16 protein-coding genes are annotated in these 16,393 nt (G+C 52.6%); 7 read left to right on the forward strand and 9 right to left on the reverse strand.

Going from position 1 to position 16,393, the window contains the following annotated elements:
• Positions 1-153: 153 nt before the first annotated feature.
• Positions 154-831, reverse strand: a complete 678-nt coding sequence (locus tag BFW87_RS23390) for a class I SAM-dependent methyltransferase (RefSeq protein WP_078742080.1) — start codon at positions 829-831, stop codon at positions 154-156.
• Between the two features lie 109 nt (positions 832-940).
• Here BFW87_RS23390 and BFW87_RS23395 point away from each other — a divergent pair, with 109 nt between their 5' ends.
• Complete coding sequence (locus tag BFW87_RS23395; protein ID WP_078742081.1) at positions 941-1,474, forward strand: GNAT family N-acetyltransferase; 534 nt, start codon at positions 941-943, stop codon at positions 1,472-1,474.
• Here BFW87_RS23395 and BFW87_RS23400 read toward each other — a convergent pair.
• The 5 genes from BFW87_RS23400 to BFW87_RS23420 all read right to left on the reverse strand — a co-directional run bounded on the left by BFW87_RS23400 (position 1,461) and on the right by BFW87_RS23420 (position 5,700).
• A complete protein-coding gene (locus tag BFW87_RS23400; protein ID WP_078742082.1) occupies positions 1,461-1,886 on the reverse strand; it encodes a GNAT family N-acetyltransferase in 426 nt (141 codons plus the stop codon). The genes BFW87_RS23395 and BFW87_RS23400 overlap by 14 nt on opposite strands.
• Entirely contained in the window at positions 1,886-2,377 is a 492-nt protein-coding gene (locus BFW87_RS23405; RefSeq protein WP_078742083.1) for a GNAT family N-acetyltransferase, read from the reverse strand. Before BFW87_RS23405 ends, BFW87_RS23400 begins: the two co-directional genes overlap by 1 nt.
• A gap of 111 nt (positions 2,378-2,488) precedes the next feature.
• Positions 2,489-3,949 (reverse strand): YncE family protein, encoded by a 1,461-nt coding sequence (locus tag BFW87_RS23410; protein ID WP_139372483.1) that lies wholly within the window; start codon positions 3,947-3,949, stop codon positions 2,489-2,491.
• A 39-nt stretch (positions 3,950-3,988) separates the two neighbouring features.
• Positions 3,989-4,417, reverse strand: a complete 429-nt coding sequence (locus tag BFW87_RS23415) for a DUF305 domain-containing protein (protein WP_078742085.1) — start codon at positions 4,415-4,417, stop codon at positions 3,989-3,991.
• Between the two features lie 389 nt (positions 4,418-4,806).
• A complete protein-coding gene (locus BFW87_RS23420; RefSeq protein WP_078742086.1) occupies positions 4,807-5,700 on the reverse strand; it encodes an AraC family transcriptional regulator in 894 nt (297 codons plus the stop codon).
• 100 nt (positions 5,701-5,800) lie between these two features.
• On the opposite strand from BFW87_RS23420, the gene BFW87_RS23425 reads away from it, so the two are divergent.
• The gene (locus tag BFW87_RS23425) at positions 5,801-6,550 is read left to right on the forward strand and encodes an SDR family oxidoreductase (RefSeq protein WP_078742087.1); all 750 of its coding nucleotides are present in this window, start codon (positions 5,801-5,803) and stop codon (positions 6,548-6,550) included.
• Positions 6,551-6,810: 260 nt separating this feature from the next.
• Here the strand turns inward: BFW87_RS23425 and BFW87_RS23430 are convergent, their stop codons facing one another.
• Positions 6,811-7,104, reverse strand: coding sequence for a fructose-bisphosphate aldolase (locus BFW87_RS23430; RefSeq protein WP_078742088.1), 294 nt, complete (start codon positions 7,102-7,104; stop codon positions 6,811-6,813).
• Between the two features lie 832 nt (positions 7,105-7,936).
• Here BFW87_RS23430 and BFW87_RS23440 point away from each other — a divergent pair.
• The 4 genes from BFW87_RS23440 (at position 7,937) to BFW87_RS23450 (ending at position 13,167) form a co-directional block, all read left to right on the forward strand.
• Positions 7,937-11,017: a TrlF family AAA-like ATPase gene (locus tag BFW87_RS23440; RefSeq protein WP_176159810.1), complete on the forward strand. Its 3,081-nt coding sequence runs from the start codon at positions 7,937-7,939 to the stop codon at positions 11,015-11,017.
• Between the two features lie 17 nt (positions 11,018-11,034).
• Complete coding sequence (locus BFW87_RS31695; protein ID WP_139372484.1) at positions 11,035-11,787, forward strand: hypothetical protein; 753 nt, start codon at positions 11,035-11,037, stop codon at positions 11,785-11,787.
• Between the two features lie 80 nt (positions 11,788-11,867).
• Positions 11,868-12,629, forward strand: a complete 762-nt coding sequence (locus BFW87_RS23445) for a hypothetical protein (RefSeq protein ID WP_254865934.1) — start codon at positions 11,868-11,870, stop codon at positions 12,627-12,629.
• A complete protein-coding gene (locus BFW87_RS23450) occupies positions 12,601-13,167 on the forward strand; it encodes a hypothetical protein (RefSeq protein ID WP_254865935.1) in 567 nt (188 codons plus the stop codon). Before BFW87_RS23445 ends, BFW87_RS23450 begins: the two co-directional genes overlap by 29 nt.
• 1,169 nt (positions 13,168-14,336) lie before the next feature.
• Here the strand turns inward: BFW87_RS23450 and BFW87_RS23455 are convergent.
• Both BFW87_RS23455 and BFW87_RS23460 read right to left on the reverse strand, forming a co-directional pair.
• On the reverse strand, positions 14,337-14,792 hold the full coding sequence (locus tag BFW87_RS23455; RefSeq protein WP_078742091.1) for a GNAT family N-acetyltransferase: 456 nt from the start codon (positions 14,790-14,792) through the stop codon (positions 14,337-14,339).
• A 218-nt stretch (positions 14,793-15,010) separates the two neighbouring features.
• Positions 15,011-16,009, reverse strand: coding sequence for an HNH endonuclease (locus BFW87_RS23460; protein WP_078742092.1), 999 nt, complete (start codon positions 16,007-16,009; stop codon positions 15,011-15,013).
• Between the two features lie 107 nt (positions 16,010-16,116).
• Between BFW87_RS23460 and BFW87_RS32170 the strand changes: the two genes are divergently transcribed.
• A partial coding sequence (locus BFW87_RS32170; RefSeq protein WP_217699423.1) for a hypothetical protein occupies positions 16,117-16,393 on the forward strand: 277 nt, incomplete at its 3' end.

The following is a 16,393-nucleotide window of genomic DNA, read 5'->3' on the forward strand; positions in this document are numbered from 1 at the left end:
GCGAAGCCGCCCTAAAACCAGACACCGCGTTTTGCCTGACAGAACGCGTTGCTTTCATTGGGGCCGCTTCGCAGCCCAACGCGGGGCAAGCCCGCTCGCCACAAGAAGCCCGCTCGCCACGACAAGCTCGCTCCCCACAAGAAATTCGCTAAGTCAGCGTGGTTTGTAGCCAACCCAACCTTTAAAGCTAAACCCCGCATAAAACAACTCAACCCCCTCAAACCCGGCCTCACCCATCAACGCCGCATCCGCCTCGGGCGACAGCACCGGCAACTTCTCACCTATCGCCGTAATCGCCCGCTCGGCATCTGCCGCCGGCACCCCCGAATCCACCGCAAACGCCGCATAGCGCTTCAACCAACGGATTTTCGCCTCCGGCGCCTGCGGGAAACTGTGATGCGCCACCACCAGCGGCGCCCCCGGCGACAGCCGTTGCCACAACGCCTTCAGCGTTTGCAGCCGCTCCTGCGCCGGAATGAAATGCAACGTCAGCAAACACGTAGCCCCATCAAACGGCCCCATTGGCGCCGTATCGATATAACCCTCGTGCAACTGCGCACGCTCACTCAACGGCCCCAACGTCGCCTGCGCCAATTTCAACATCTCCGCCGACGGGTCCACCCCCACAAACCGCCAACCCGGTTCGGCATCGGCAAACCGCTTCAACTCCAGCCCGCCACCGGCGCCCAGCACCAACACATTCCCGGTGGCCGGCACGCTTTCGCGCAGCAGCAAAGTCGTCATCCGTTGCAGCCCTTCAAAGCCCGGCACCAGCCGAACAGGGCCCTCGGCATAACGCGCAACAGCATCGGGGTCGGAAAAAAAGCTCATGGCACGCTCCTGCGGATTTGGCGAGGCGTAAACCCTACTGCGGCGCCTGCGCAGTGGCAACATTCATGCTAAAACGTCGGCCTTCATCACACCCGAGTAAGGACGCTCAATGCCTGCCATCACCCTTCGCCTCGCCACGCCCGACGACGCCCACTGCATCGGTGTGCTGGGCATGCAAGTCTTCCTCGACACCTACGCGACCCAAGGCATTCGCACCTCGATTGCCACTGAAGTGCTGCAAGCCTTTGCGCCGGACACCATCGCCGCATTGCTGACACAGCCGGGCGTCTCGCTGATGGTGGCTGAATCCGCTGGTCACCTGGTCGGCTTCGCCCAACTCAAACTCAACGCGCCTCACCCGATGATCGAAGCGCCCGACGTGGCCGAGCTGCAACGCCTGTACATCCAGGAACGCTTCACCGGTTTGGGCATTGGCTACCTACTGCTGCAAGCGGCAGAACAGCGCGCGGCGGCCGGTGGCGCTTCGCTGTTATGGGCGACGGTGTGGGTGGGCAATGAGCGCGCGCTGGGGTTTTACCCGCGGCGCGGGTATGAAGTGATGGGTGAACCGACCTACAGCTTTCAGGGCGAAACCCATGGCAATCGCCTGTTCGGCAAAGCCCTGAAGTTCAAAGCTGCTTAGACAAAAACACCCGGCTGCTGCCCTGCGGTTCGCACGGCACCTCGCCAAACCGCACCCAGCCATGCTTCTCGTAAAACCCCGGCGCCTGAAAGCTCAGGGTGTACAACACCGCATTCGCACACCCCCGGCGCCGGGCTTCGTCTTCAAAGGCGTGCAGCAACTGGCTGCCCAGGCCCGAACCGCGCAGGGATTCGGGCAAGTGGAACAGGTCGAGAAACGCCATACCCAACGTGGTTTTGCCGTTGATGCCACCGAGGATTTGCCCGGTGGCAGGGTCCTTGATCAACACGGTCAGCGGGCGTCGGTCGTTGTAACCGGTGGCGGCCTCGTTAAACACCGCAAGGGCGCTGCCGAGGACAAGCTCGGCCTCCGCGCTGTGCTGGTCGCTGACTTCTACAATCGGCGCCGTCATCACAGTTCCATCACCATTTCATGCCACGCCATCCCGCCATGCTCCGACGGCGATGGCTTCACATACGCATAGCCCATGCGCGCATACAGCGGCACATGCTGCTCCTTGCACATCAAATGAATCGTCCGCTTGCCCATGTCGCGCATGCGCTGCACAAACTCGGTCATCAGGGCCTTGGAATACCCCTTGCCCTGCTGCGCCGGGTCGACCACCACCGACATGATCACCACATTCGGCGCCTCGGCCGAATGCCCCACCAACTCCTTGAACGCCTCGTCCGACATCACCACGTCATAGGCGCAACCACAATTGATAAACCCCACCACCGCGCCATCCGCCTCCAGAATCAGAAAGCCCTGTGGGTACTGCGCAATGCGCGTGGCAATCTTCTCCAGCGTCGCGGCTTCGTCGCCTTCGTAGGCGGTGGTTTCGATTTCAAAGCAGCGGTTGGCGTCGGCGGGGAGGGCGTTGCGGAAGGTGAGGGCGGGCATGGGTGTTTCCTGGGGCGTTGAGCGAAAGGCCCCCATGATAGGCATCCGGCGGGACCACCGCCAGCCCGCGCAGACAGGGTGTGATGGCTGGCACCACACCCTGAGGCTACATCACTGGCTTTGGACTTGCCGGATGGCGCCCAGTTGATCCGGCTTGCCGTCCACGATCACCAGGTAGCGACGCTGCTCAGGCGTATCCCCCTGCACGATCTGACGAATCGGCCCGACCGTAGACACCACCGCTGCGCCCGCAGGGTTGGTCATGAAGGTCAGCAGCGGTTCCAGTTTGCCGCTGCCGTCAGGCTTCTGTGACAACGCCAGCGTGTAGGGCTGTTTAGGCTCAAGACCACTGACCCCGGCTTGCAGCACCTGGGTCAACCCTTGGCTGAAGAGTGTCACGCTGGTGGCCGGCTGCTCGGCGGTTTTGCCCACCACTTGCAGGCTCAGGTGCTCGGCCTGGCCGGCAAGGCCCAGCGGCTTGAGGTTGTCGGTGCCCGGCCCTTTGGTCACGGCATTCGGCACATAGGCAATCGCTTGTGGCGCCTGGCCGATGGGAATGTTGTCGCCCACCAGCTTGTTGGTCAGGGTATCGATCACCGCAAAGGCGTCATCATTCTCCAGGCCCACATAGATGCGCGTGCCATCGCCCGACGGCCAGATCCCGTGGGGCAGGCGGCCAACCTTGATCGTGGCGACTTTCTCAAAATTGTCGGTGCGGTACACCTGCACTTCGTTCAACCCACCCACGGTGATATAGGCAAACGAACCATTGGCGTTATTGACCAGGTTCACATGGTTGGCGATCGGGCCGATGTCCAGGGTCTTCAACACTTTGAAGGGCGGCTTGGCCTCGAAGACCTGGGCCTTGCCGATGTCTTTCAAGGTAAACCACACCTGCTTGCCATCCGCCGACGCCGCGATATTCGGGCAGAACGGGCTGGCCTGCGTCACTTCACCGACCTTCTTGTGGTCGGCCACGGTAAACACTTCGGTTACCGGGTTAAACGAGGAGCAGACGTAACCGTACTTGCCGTCCGGCGAGAAGATTTGCATGCCCGGGCCCGACTGGGTCTTGATCCGGGTTTTCTCTTTGTAGGTCTTGGCATCGATGACCGACACATAGTCTTCACCGCGCACGGTGACCCACACTTCCTTGCCATTCGGAGTGAAAAACGCCTCATGCGGCGCACGCCCGACATAAGTTTTGTGCTTGACCGTGTTGGTTTCGGTGTCGATAAACGACACGGAGTTGGTGCCGATGGACACCACCGCCAGCGTCTTGTGATCAGGCGAAAAACCCATGCCATGCACCAGCACTTCACCGCGATACAACGGGCTCAAGTTGCCGGGCTGCGGGTCGCCCAGGTTGATCACCCCGAGCAACTTGTTATCGACCGGGTCCACCACCGAAACCGTGTTGGAGTACTGCTCGGCAGCGTAGACACGGTCCTGATGCGAGATCGGAATGTCCTTGTCTGACGCCTTGCCGGGAATCTGCCCCGCGAAGCTGGCCGCAGAAGCAGACAGCAAGGCCAGGGTCAGCAACGCCAGTGGAGCTTTTGTTGTTTTCATCAATACATCCTTCCTGTTCGACATTCCGGTCAGCGCCACTCAGGGTTGAGCGGTGGCGGGAGTTTGGGTGGGTGCAGCAGTGGAGGGCGGCAAGGGACCGTCGATAGCTAACTGCATCGCGGCGATTTCCTGCTGCTGTTCAACGATGATTTCCTGCGCCAGGCGCTTGAGCCGCTCGTTATGGCCGTACTTCAGATAAGTGACTGCCATATCGATAGCGCCCTGATGGTGCGGGCTCATCATGGCAACGAAGTCACGGTCGATGTCGCCGGTAGGCTTGACGTCCATCCCGGCCATCATCTTGTCCATGGCCGCAGCGTTTTCCTGCAAAAACGGTGTTTCATCGCCAGCCTGGCCGACCGCAGCGTCATGCTCATGGCCCTCATGAGCCATTGCCGAGGACATCACGGCCATCAGCGCAAGCAACGCGACGCCGCCGATCAGCGAGCGAGGTGTGTGTATAGACATAGGGGTTATCTCTTATTGATGCAGTGTGAAGACGACCGCCAAACGGGTTTATTCCCACTGACGATAGTTGGCTTTAAAGAATTTTCTTCACCCCACAGGGCACCCATGATTTTCGCGCAGGCCAAGCCTCGCCATAGCCCGACGGCTGCAGCAAACAAAAAACAAAAGGTGGGAGCTCTCGAGCTTTAGCGAGGCAGCGATGACGGCAGCCCAGGCACCAAAAATCCAGCTCCAGCCGCCAATTCCCCACCCACCAAAAACCAGAAAACCTGCCGAAGCGGGTTCTGTTTGGACTCTGCAGGTTAAGTGCTCAAGGCACTAAAAGTATCCTGCCAAGGGCGTCGGGCTCGAGGCGTTTCTGGAACAGGACCTGCGCACTGCTCGATAGCCTAGTCGCGAGCGAAGTGTGTCGGTGGCAGCCCGACGTGCCGGGTAAAAGCCACACTGAACGAACTGGCGGATGCGTAGCCGACGCGCTCCGCGATCTCGGCAATGCGGCTTTCGTTGTGGCGCAGCAGATCCTTGGCCAAGGCCATACGCCAGGCCAGCAGGTATTCCATGGGAGTAACGCCGACGGCGCGATTGAAGCGTTGGAAGAATGTTGTGCGCGAGAGCGCTGAGGCTTTAGCCAATTCGGCGACTGTCCAAGGATACGTCGGTCGGGCATGCAAAGCATGAATTGCGCTGACCAACCTCGCGTCTGCGAGACCACGCATCAGGCCGGGTGAGGTGTGTATGCCAGCGGTTGACCTGAATGTCTCGATGAGCAAGAGCTCCATCAGTAGAGCGAGCATAACTTCGCGTGCGGGCCGTTGCTCGCGGGACTCTTCGCGCATGATCTGGACCAGCGTGGCCAGCCGCTGTTCACCACGTACATGCAAAAGCTGCGGCAGTAATGAGACAAGCAAGGAGGCATCTGGGGACTGGAAACCGCAGTGACCGACAAACATTCGCACGTCTATTGCGCCGTGTTGATCACCCAGCCTGAACTCGCCATTACCCAGCGCGGTTGGCGGAGGCGATTCAAGGTCGGCCGGCGGCAGTTCTCCACTCGTCAGGGCCACACCATTGGCCGATGGAGCCAGAACAAAGTCCCCCGACAACAGTTCGACTGGCTCACTGCCAAGGACCGTCAAGCGGCAACTTCCCTCGAGTATCAAACAATAAAACGGTTGGTCGCTCTCCGCGCGGGTGATGCGCCAGATACCGGACCCAAGGACCAGCTTTGAAAAAGTTGCACGGGGCTTTAGCAGCGCAACTACTTCCGCAAGGGGGTCGGTCATTTCCGTACTCCTGCAAATGAGATGCGTACTCTACGCCGTAGATTGTTCAGCCTCGAAAATTTATCGTCTGGTTTTCCGCAAATCCTATCAAGGAGTTTCCATGAAAACGATTCTGATCACTGGCTGTTCATCCGGGTTTGGCTTGGAAACCGCACGTTACTTCCTTGACCGCAATTGGCACGTCGTTGCCACGATGCGCACACCTGACTACGGTCTCCTGCCGCCTTCTGAACGATTGCGAGTTCTCGCCCTGGATGTGACGGATCCGCGGAGCATCGAAGCTGCTGTAAAAAGCGCTGGACCAATCGATGTATTGGTCAATAACGCAGGTTTTGGTGCGGGCTCACCCGCCGAAGTCACACCCATGGAGACGGTGCGTGAGCTGTTTGAGACCAATACCTTCGGTCCAATCTCGATGATGCAAGCGGTGGTGCCGCAATTTCGCCTGCGCAAGGCGGGTGTCGTGGTTAACGTTTCGTCCAGTGTCACGCTTAAGGCCCTGCCGCTGATCGCGGCCTACAGCGCCAGCAAGGCCGCCGTTAACGCGTTTACACAATCGATGGCGATGGAATTGGCGCCGTTCGGCATTCGCTTGCACTTGGTCCTGCCTGGGCGCGCACCCGAAACCGGTTTTGGCGCCAATGCTATGCCCCACATGCATGGGATGGACCACGAAGCGTATGCCGAAATGGTGCAGCAGGTCATGGCCGGGCTGACTGATACTTCTTCGCCGACGACCCATGCGCAGGATGTCGCAGAAGCGGTATGGCGCGCCGCGACGGATTCATCATCCGCCATTCAGATCCCTGCCGGTGCCGATGCAGAAGCGTGGGCTGCAGAAGTTTCCTGACGTGTAGCATTCCGTTAGCTGTGCCAAGACTTCGCAGCTGCTCACTGTAGGTCTGCGCAACAGCCCAATCCTCGCCATCGCCCGAGCGGTCACACTGTTTTCGCAAACAGGCAAAAATCCAAATGTGGGAGCTCTCGAGCCTTGGCGAGGCAGCGAAGACGCCAGCCGAGGCACCACAAACCTCCCCCGAATAACCAATTTCCAACCCACCAAAAACCAGAAAACCCGCCGAAGCGGGTTCTCTCACAGCTCACATCCCATCAAGCCACAGCAGGCGAATCAAACCCCCGCCGCTCAACCACCGTAAAGATATCTGCCACATCCTGGACCATGATCCGAGCGGTATTGGCGACGGTATTGATGTCGTGCTCGGCATAGTCGGACACAGTGGAACAGGCCATCAGGTTCAGGTAGGCGAGGGCAGCGTTCAAGCGCTCGCTGGCACAGGCGTGGAGTTCGCTGAGCGGGGCGTCGCTGTCGATGAGCAGGACGGGGTAGTCGGTGGCGGATTGGGACATGGGGGTGAAGCGGCGGGGCGGGTGTTCAGTTGTCATGGTAATAGTCCTTAAGAAAGAAAAATTGCCACCGTTTTGCTGCGAAACAAAGGGGGTGGCAGCTGTGCGCGGGTTCGCAGACCGGGGGACTATTACCATAACCCGGCAGACCCGAAGGTCTCCCACGCACAACCGCCATAAAACGAGAGGCAGCTGTGAATCGGCTGCGTCGGGTTTGACGGTACTGGTAATAGTTTTTAGGGCTGCGAAACCCTGTCGCCAGCCAATGCCAGCGACGGGCCGAACTATAAGGGGTGGTTAGCTGGGGTGCAACCGAGAGGATGTATCAAAGCCACCTGCCGAATTTTCGATCACGCGTTTAGGGAATTTTGGCTAGATTCACAAACGGGGTCGTCAATTTGCGTTTGATTTGGTCAGTGGTCGTCATAGCGGTTAGCAGCAGTTGGGCGATCTGCCGGGGAGAGTCGCCTTTTTGCCAGTGATCCCACATCAGTTTTTTCTGGATTTCGGTGTAATAGATCTAAGGCCTCTGCCTCATCTGCAACACTCCTTCTGCCTACACAGAATTTAGTTGTGTTGCATCGACCTGTTGAATCCACAGCTGATTTTGCCCTTCGTCACCAACCGCAAGGGGCCGATTGCAGGCCTTCGTGAGAGAAAGCAATCGGCTAGAAGCGGACGCTGACCACCTTTCGCACATAGGCTTAGGACGACAAGTTAGGTCTCGGTTGACTCAACATAGGCCGTCGAGCAGAAAATAGCATCGTCTAAGGAATGATTGTGTTTTGACCCCCTTCTTGCTAAGACTGAGCACAATGGTGGTTAAAAGCCACTTACCTATTTTTTCCGTTGAGCAGTGAGAGAAGGGAGCATGGACGCAGCAAGGTATGAACGCGGATCGGAGTGGCGCCAGTGGGACCTTCATATCCACACCCCAGCATCATTCCACTGGCAAGGCCAACGATTCGATGCAAAAAATCCGGATTCAGCAGAAAACCGTGCTCTGATAGACGAAATGATCAAGGCTCTTAATGAAGCAGAGCCCGCTGTGTTTGCTTTGATGGATTACTGGACGTTCGATGGATGGTTCGCCCTTCAACGACGACTTAGTGAACCAAATGCCCCTAAATTGGAGAAGACAGTATTTCCTGGAATTGAACTACGGCTAATGTCTCCCATGAAGGGGCGGCTAAATGCGCACGTTGTCTTTTCTGACAAAATCGATAATCAAACTCTAAATGATTTCAAGGCTGCTCTAACCGTTGAATTGGTCAACAGACCTTTATCGGATACGGCACTTCGCAGTCTCGCAGGAATTGTCACTGCTGAGAAATTAAAGGCCCATGGGTTTTCAAAGTCTGAGGTCGACTCCGATGATAGTATTGCGTTAAAAGCTGGTAGCACAATTGCGGAAATTAATTGTGATAGCTACAAAGGCGCAATCGCAGCAGTTCCAGAAGGAATGGCAATTGGCTTCATGCCTTATGACACTCATGATGGGCTCGCTGAGGTGGATTGGGTTCAGCACTACGCCTTCTTTATTGGACTAGCTAAAAACTCTCCTATATTCGAATCTCGAAATCTGACGATGCGTGATGCATTGGTCGGGGTTAGAACTCCTCAAAATGAGCGATTCATTGATAGTATTCAGCGATCTTTGAAAGACTTGCCAAGATTAGTTGTGGCTGGCAGCGATGCACACATGCTTGTTGGTACCCCTAGTGATCCTGACAGAAGAGGATACGGAGATTTCCCTTCTGGGAAGATTACTTGGATAAAAGCTGATCCCACATTTCTAGGTTTGCACCAGGCCATCAGAGAACCGGCCAAGCGGTCATTTATTGGCGCCAAGCCACCAAAAGTAGATGAGGTTGAAAAAAATAAAACGTTCTTTATTGATAGGTTAGAGGTTAGTAAAGTCGGGGGTGGAGCTGTCTCAGGGGATTGGCTGGCTGATACAGGTCTTCCTCTGAGCTCAGACCTAGTTGCAATCATCGGTAACAAAGGAAGTGGGAAAAGCGCACTGGCAGATATTTTAGCACTACTAGGTAACTCCAAGCAGAAAGCTCATTTCTCTTTTTTAAAAAAAGATAGATTCAGAGGAAAATCCGGCGACCCCGCAAAGAATTTTGAGGGCCGGCTCACATGGGTTAGTGGTGCTTCTGAAAGCCGTAACTTGAATGATGATCCACCTGATTCAAAGGTGGAGCTGGTTCGCTACATTCCTCAGGGGCATTTCGAAGAGCTTTGTAACGCACATATCAGTGGTAAGTCTGACTCTTTCGAAAATGAGTTGCGGGCAGTTATTTTTTCTCACGCAAGTGAATCAGTGCGACTGGGAGCACTAGATTTTAATCAGTTAATTGAGCAGCAAGAAGGTGAGTACCGAGATCGGCTAGGTGATTACCGTAATGATCTGAGAAAACTTAACGAAGAAATTTCAGGTATTGAAGACCAGGTCAGACCTGAAGTAAAAAAAGAAGTTGCTGAATTGCTTGTTCAAAAAAATAAAGAAATTGAAGAACATGAAAAGTTAAAGCCTGAAGTAATACCGCTACCCAACACGGAACTAACACCTGAGCAGCATGCTTCATCTCGAGAGCTAGACTCAATAGCTGTGGCCTTGAAAGAAAAGACAGAAGCAATTGAAAGGATTGTCAATGAGGAGGTTTTTCTTGCTAGCAAATTGAAGGCTGCCCAGAGTGTACGCAGCCGCATGCTGCTATTAGACAAAAGCCACAAACAATTCATCGCTGAATCCAAGTCTGATTTTAATTTGTTAGGGTATGATCATGCGGACTTGGTAAAGATTGAATTTAATTTTAGCAAGTTGAGTGATGTCATCATTTCATCACCGGGCAAGCAACTAGAGTATTCAAAAAATGTTGCCGATATCGAGGCGGAGAAACAAAGAATACAAACTAGGCAGTCCGAATTGGAGGCTAAGCTGGCTGAACCCCAACTACTTCATCAACAAAGCTTGCAGGCTTTGCAGCAATGGAGTGAAAAATTTGACGAGCTTGTTGGTACGTCAGTTGAACCAGAATCACGAACTGGGCTTCAGACCAGGGTCGCTCAAATTGAGCTCTTACCTCAACGACTTAATGAATGTAAGATTCGACGCGAAGAGATGGCTGAGCAAATATATGATGTTCTCGACTCCCAGCGTAAAGCGCGTGAGGCTTTATTTGCACCAGTTCAAGAGTTGATAAAAAGCAACAGCCTCATAAGAGAGGAATATAAGCTCCAGTTCCAAGCAACGTTAGGGGCTTCAGCAGATTCAATCGCGGCGTCTTTATTCAACCTCATAAAGCAAAATGCTGGTGAGTTTCGAGGTGAGGACGAGAGTTTCAATGTGGTGCGACGCCTCGCCGAACGATTTGACCTTAATCAAAAATCACAGGCGCTAGATTTTGTTCGAGAGTTAAACTCAAAAATTGAAGCAGCATCTAATAGCAAGAGCCTTGGTGCAAGTACCATGTTGCGCAAAGAAGTTGTGGCGAATCAGGTTTACGATTTCTTGTTTGGATTGAGCTTCCTAGAGCCTAAATATTCTCTGCTTTTTCAAGATGCCCAGATTGAGCAACTTTCTCCCGGCCAAAGAGGGGCGCTCCTTTTGATTTTCTATCTCCTTGTCGATAAAGGGCGAACACCTATTATTCTTGATCAGCCAGAGGAAAACCTAGACAACGAAACTGTAGTAAGTCTGCTAGTTCCGGTCTTAACTGAGGCCAAGAAAAAGCGCCAAATAATCATGGTTACGCACAACCCGAATTTGGCAGTGGTTTGTGATGCAGAACAAGTTATTTGGTCGGTCTTTGAACGAAAGAATAAATCAAAAATATCATACCAAGCAGGCTCGATTGAAAATCCATTGATTAATCAGCAGATAGTGAATGTGCTTGAAGGCACAATGCCCGCATTCAGTAATCGAAGAATAAAATACCATTAATACCTAGAGGCTTGGGAATGTTTTTAAATTCACATCATACTAAAATTTTGATGGAATGCGCTCATTGGGCTGATCGACTAGCCAGGTCGGATCTTATCAGCGGCTATATAGTAGATGAAAATGACTACACTTCAAATTTTCTGGCCAACTTTCGTCGAGAGATTAACTCTCGAGACTTAGTTGGCTTGAGCGCAGTTGCCTATCGGCTAGCTCCAAAGGTTGAAAGAAAATTAGGTGCCGACGGTTGTATAATTATTGATAACGGATCGAGCTATAAAGTTAGTGTTTTTGAAGCTAAATGGCCCGGAGTGCAAATAGAAAGAAGCCCGTGGGATTATATTCAAAAAACGGCTGGAATCTCGCATTTTGATACTCAAGTTAATCGGCAGGCGCAGCATAGTCAGCATTTTGCTATTTGGGAAATGTTTTATTGTGATAGCAATTTTAAGTTGCAGCCGGGCGGTTACTCTGACTATGGGTCGGCGTGTATAGATCATAAAGATGCTGTTCGCTACGTAAGTAATCGGAACAACAATATTCCTTGGAGTGATCGCGAGTTGGAGTCTTTGTTGGCTCTATCAACTTCTATTGAAGATGTAATTAAAGAAGTCTGTGAATGCTTTCGTGGCAGACCGCTAAATATTAGACCCTATGAGAAGGCTTTCGATGGAATGATCCTTCCACAAGATATTTTGTTAATAAAGTCTGCCAACCAAAATGAAAAACCCTATTCGCCTGAGTTTTCATATACGGATCACCCGGAAATATAATGCAGTACGCAGTTGTCGGCGGGCACCGGCTTGAGCCGTTTCGGGGAGGGAGGGGAAAATGTCCCATCTGTGGATCGGTCATGATTGCCAAATGTGGCCCTCGCATACTTCACCACTGGTCCCATTTTGGACGAAGGAATTGCGATGCTTGGTGGGAGAGTGAAACGATCTGGCATCGTGACTGGAAGTCGCAGTTTCCCGCCGATTGGGCAGAGGTACACCATCAAGCTCCTGATGGTGAGATCCACAGAGCTGATATAAAAACTCCAAAAGGAATCGTTGTGGAGATACAGCATTCTCCAATGAGTGATGCAGAAAGGATATCTCGCGAGAAGTTCTATAAAAACATGGTGTGGATAATCGATGGCAGAGTATTTAAGCGAAACTTTGATATCTATCACATGTTACCTAATCCAAACTCAAAACTTGCCGAGGATATCGTCTGGATTAAAGCATCTCGACCTATGCAGGGAGCAGCTAGAGGAATTTTTTTCAAATTAACAGAGGCTCTTCAATGCACTCCAGGTGCTAGTAAGAAAACTTTAAATAGCGGCATGATGCATTTTTTCAATGAGATAGAGCGCGATGTTATACTGGAGTTTCGAGGCCACCATCAGTACGACTGGGTTCGTCCGAGAAGAACATGGCTCGATTCTTCATGTCCGGTCTATATTGATTTTGGATGGGATTGCCTAGTTAAGCTTTCTTTATATGATGAGTATGCACTGCCTTGTGTTGTGCTGGTTTCCAAATTTCAATTTATTCATGACGCAATGACGGTAAGTCATGCTTCTGAAATCTGCGGAGTACTCGATGATCTCTGGACCATTGGAAGGTATTAAGCTTTCTAGCAGATGCACCATTTCCCAATATTTGGATATGGTGGTTGCGCAAGATAGAGTGGCAATAGCTGATTTTATTGAACAGAGATTTTTGGAGAGGTATTTAGACCCGGTGACAGTAAGGTGCAATAGTAAGAACGGTTTTTCTATCATGGCGATATCTTGCTTAATGATCGAAGCGCTAGAGTGTTTTGCGCAGGGGCGTAAAGACTCAAACAAATTGTCGAAGCGTATGTTTCATGATTTTTTTGATCGTCATCAACAGTTCTCTTCCTTTCGGGCTGTTGCCGATGATTTTTATGTCCATATTCGATGCGGAATTCTCCACCAAGCAGAGACAACGGGTGGTTGGCGTATTGTAAGGAAGGGCCCTTTGATTGAGGGGAAAGTAATTAATGCGACCCAGTTTGAAGGAAGGCTGCGGAAAGCACTTAGCGGCTATTCTGCCCGATTGAAAGCAGAGGATTGGAACTCTCACGTATGGGAAGTCTTCAAGCGAAAAATGGACTTTATCTGTGCGAATGCGTCCGCACAATGACTCGTCGCAATTTATTAAAAACGTGTCTGAAAAAACTACCTCTAGTCAATGAAAGAAACGGGGTCAGGCCACCATTATTTAAACATGGTCTGATCCCGATGTTTTCGACTTTTTCCCAACACGAGCAAGCACATTGCTGCCATGAAGTCTAGTTCTCTTCGCACAGATCTAGATGCTTTGGATTGATATTCTGCGGAGTATTAATGGCCGTTTTTGGTTGATTTTGACTGTCGCGAAGGGCTGAAACTGGCCAGAAGCAGTCATTAGATCCTGTGCTGCTAGCGGCTTGACAGCAAAATTTCGCAGTGGACGAGTACAAACCTGACCCCATTTCCCCCCCACATCACTATCGTCCTATTAACTATTCTGATTTTCCATGGAAATCAGGTAGGGCCCGCCGATACCCATGCCAGGAGGCTCTGTTCTGGTTGTCTCATACCGTGCACGATTTCAGATGGATTCATGGGTATCACCGACGACATGATGGTCACCGCATTGACCGGGCCGGAGGTGGCTGAGCAATATGCGGCTATCGTCGCGGGGTGAACGGTCGTGGCTTAAAGCGTCTCCTTAGATCGGCGCCAACTGTCGCTGACCAGCCAGCGCCACCGACTTCCTCCCTCCCAGTTGACTACCGCTTGCGCGACGCTACTGTATGCCTCATGAAATGGTGAATAGATAGACGGGCGCCATGGCTTGCAATGGCGATGGATCATGCTGATCGAGGCCGCCAGCGAATGCGGAGTTGGAGGTCGGCGCCCACCGTGCCTGGGGCGATGCTCGAATGACTCTGGGAGCGCTGTGCTACCTGCAACGTTGCACCAATGGACGTAAAGCAACAAACTAGCTTACTGTTAGATAACCAGTATATGGTGCCAAAGCTTATTCAATTTTTCACATGGCTAAAGTCAAGCGTCTTATGTCTATTGAAAGTAGGCATCAGTACCAATAAGATGATTCTGCAACAACCCAAATAAATATTAACATCAAGGAGAGATTTTATGGCGCTTAAACCAGGCCCAAAGCCAATTGCTAAGTCAACCGGTGAACTTGATCAGCGTCGTCGTGATAACAAAGACACGCCGGGAAATAAACCCGACTTGAAACCTAGCAAGTCCTCAAAAAAATAGGTTGTTGCTGGAGAAGAAATGGGGTCAGACCACCATTATTTAAACGTGGTCTGACTCCGATTTTTCCCTGAGCTGCATGATGTGCGTCGCCTGAGCGTCTTCAGTTAGTGTGAAGCCGCAGGACAGATAAAAAGCGCTTCCCTGCGCAGTGTCGGTGTAAAGACGCACAGTTTCAAAGTGCAAAGTAGCGTGGGCGAGCAAGGCGTTAACCAGTCGTCTGCCAACCTGTTGTCCTCGTGAAGCAGGGGTCACATAAACACGCCGCAGCCTTCCTGTAGGCGTTTGCGTGAACAGATCAACAGACAAACCGCCAATGCCCACCAGTTGGCCGTCTACATACGCTGCCATCAGGCATTCGCCTGGCGCATCGAAGTGATTGATACCTGAATGCCATTCCGAGGTCAGCTGGGTGATGAACCTAAAGCCTTCTGCCACTGCTTCTTTCTCAAGGTCGGGCGTTTGTGGTGGCAAGTGCGTGACCTGATGAATCTCCATTTACGGTCAATCCTCCCTGATTGGATACAAAAACTTCTGAGCTACCAAGGGATCTTGATCTGCAGACTGTGGGCACGCAAGTGTCAGCTTTTGACCCATAGAAGCCATTCTGCGTGCGAGTACGTCCCGCCGGAGCAATGTTGGATAGCACCGGCAAGTCTGCATTTGGTTTAGGATTTGTGTCGTGTCTCCATCTGAGTAAGCCGTGCTGAAGAGCCTCAATTGTTTGCGAGAAAAACGCTCTGAGCGTTGGCTAAGGCTGCCTCTACCTTGTCTGCCCAACCACAGGGCAGTTCAATCACCAAGGTTAACGCGTAAGTACCCGAGCCCGGTTCAGCCGCGACCATTTCAGACAGGAACTTCGGTATCTCCATCACCCGATCAATAAGGTGTCCAGCGGTACCTACGAACAAATCACGAACCTCCAAGAAATCCTCGTCAACACTGGTAAAGCGAATCTGCTCTTCCCAAAGCAAAGCGCCTTGGCAGACCTCACCATAAAGCCTGCATACCGAGACTATCTGAAAGTCGTTGCCGGGAGTGCCAGGTGCTCCCCAGGCCAAACCTAGTTCGCCGTTGGTGAGGTTCATGAAGGCCCGCACGTAAAGCAGGATTTCCTGCAACCGGTCACTTAGCCAATCAAAACTCTTTGCACGCTCTAGCCGCGTGATTGGTTTCGCATAGAGGCCTTGACTCAGCGCTTTCCAACGCTGCGCGGTTGGCATGACTTCGACTCTTAGAGCTTCGGCAGTGAGCAAGTACTCCCAGCAACTGTCCTTGTCGATAATCAAGCGCTCAGCCACATAACTCAATTTACCAAAAGCCTCCAGATGACGACGCTCGTACCGATGTTTAATCGCAGCACCAGTTTTGCCTAATTTTTCGCTGATAGTTTGTTCGTGCTCTTGCCTCCACTCGAATAGCAATCCTGGCGGGTACTGATTGGGATCGTCATCTATCTTTTTGTGGCAGTTGCCGCACAGCCAGATTGCATTGGTAATTGCCCTCCGCTCGGCAGGTAACATCACCTTTTCGTAACGAGCAGAACCTACGTTGGCGCCATAGATATGAGCAGCCTCGCCTAAATTTATCGACCCGTCAGGTCGATCCGTTGGCCCGCTAGTAATTGCTCCGCAGCCAGGATTGGCGCAGGTATTCGCAGATCGCTTAGCGAGTGTCGTAATGACACTTTGAGGAAAGCGGTTTTCGTAAGCCATGGTTCTCTCTGAGTGAGGATGATTCGATATCATAGCCACCGATAGCGCAGACTGGGTGGTTTGATGAGACGCATCGAAACGTAGCGTCGACTCAATCCAGAGTGTTCTTGAAGAGCAAGTTGGGCAGTCGCCAATCTGACCAGTTAGAGGTGGCAATCGAAGCCGGCAGACGCAGCCAAGGGGTGGTACCGATCACTTCCCGCTTTGTAGAAGGCGTAAAAGCTTACGCAGTTAACTGCACCGTCAGAGCGCGCCAACAGTACGCCATCGAGTTTCTTACAAACTCAGGGCAGGAGCTGCCATTCGCGAACGGCAGCCCTTGGGCGTTAGCCGTCATTCATGACCGGCAGCCCCCCCCTCAAATCCTCCTCAAACCACCCCCAC

The sequence above is a fragment of the Pseudomonas fluorescens genome (assembly GCF_002022275.1).
Classification (GTDB): domain Bacteria; phylum Pseudomonadota; class Gammaproteobacteria; order Pseudomonadales; family Pseudomonadaceae; genus Aquipseudomonas; species Aquipseudomonas fluorescens_AJ.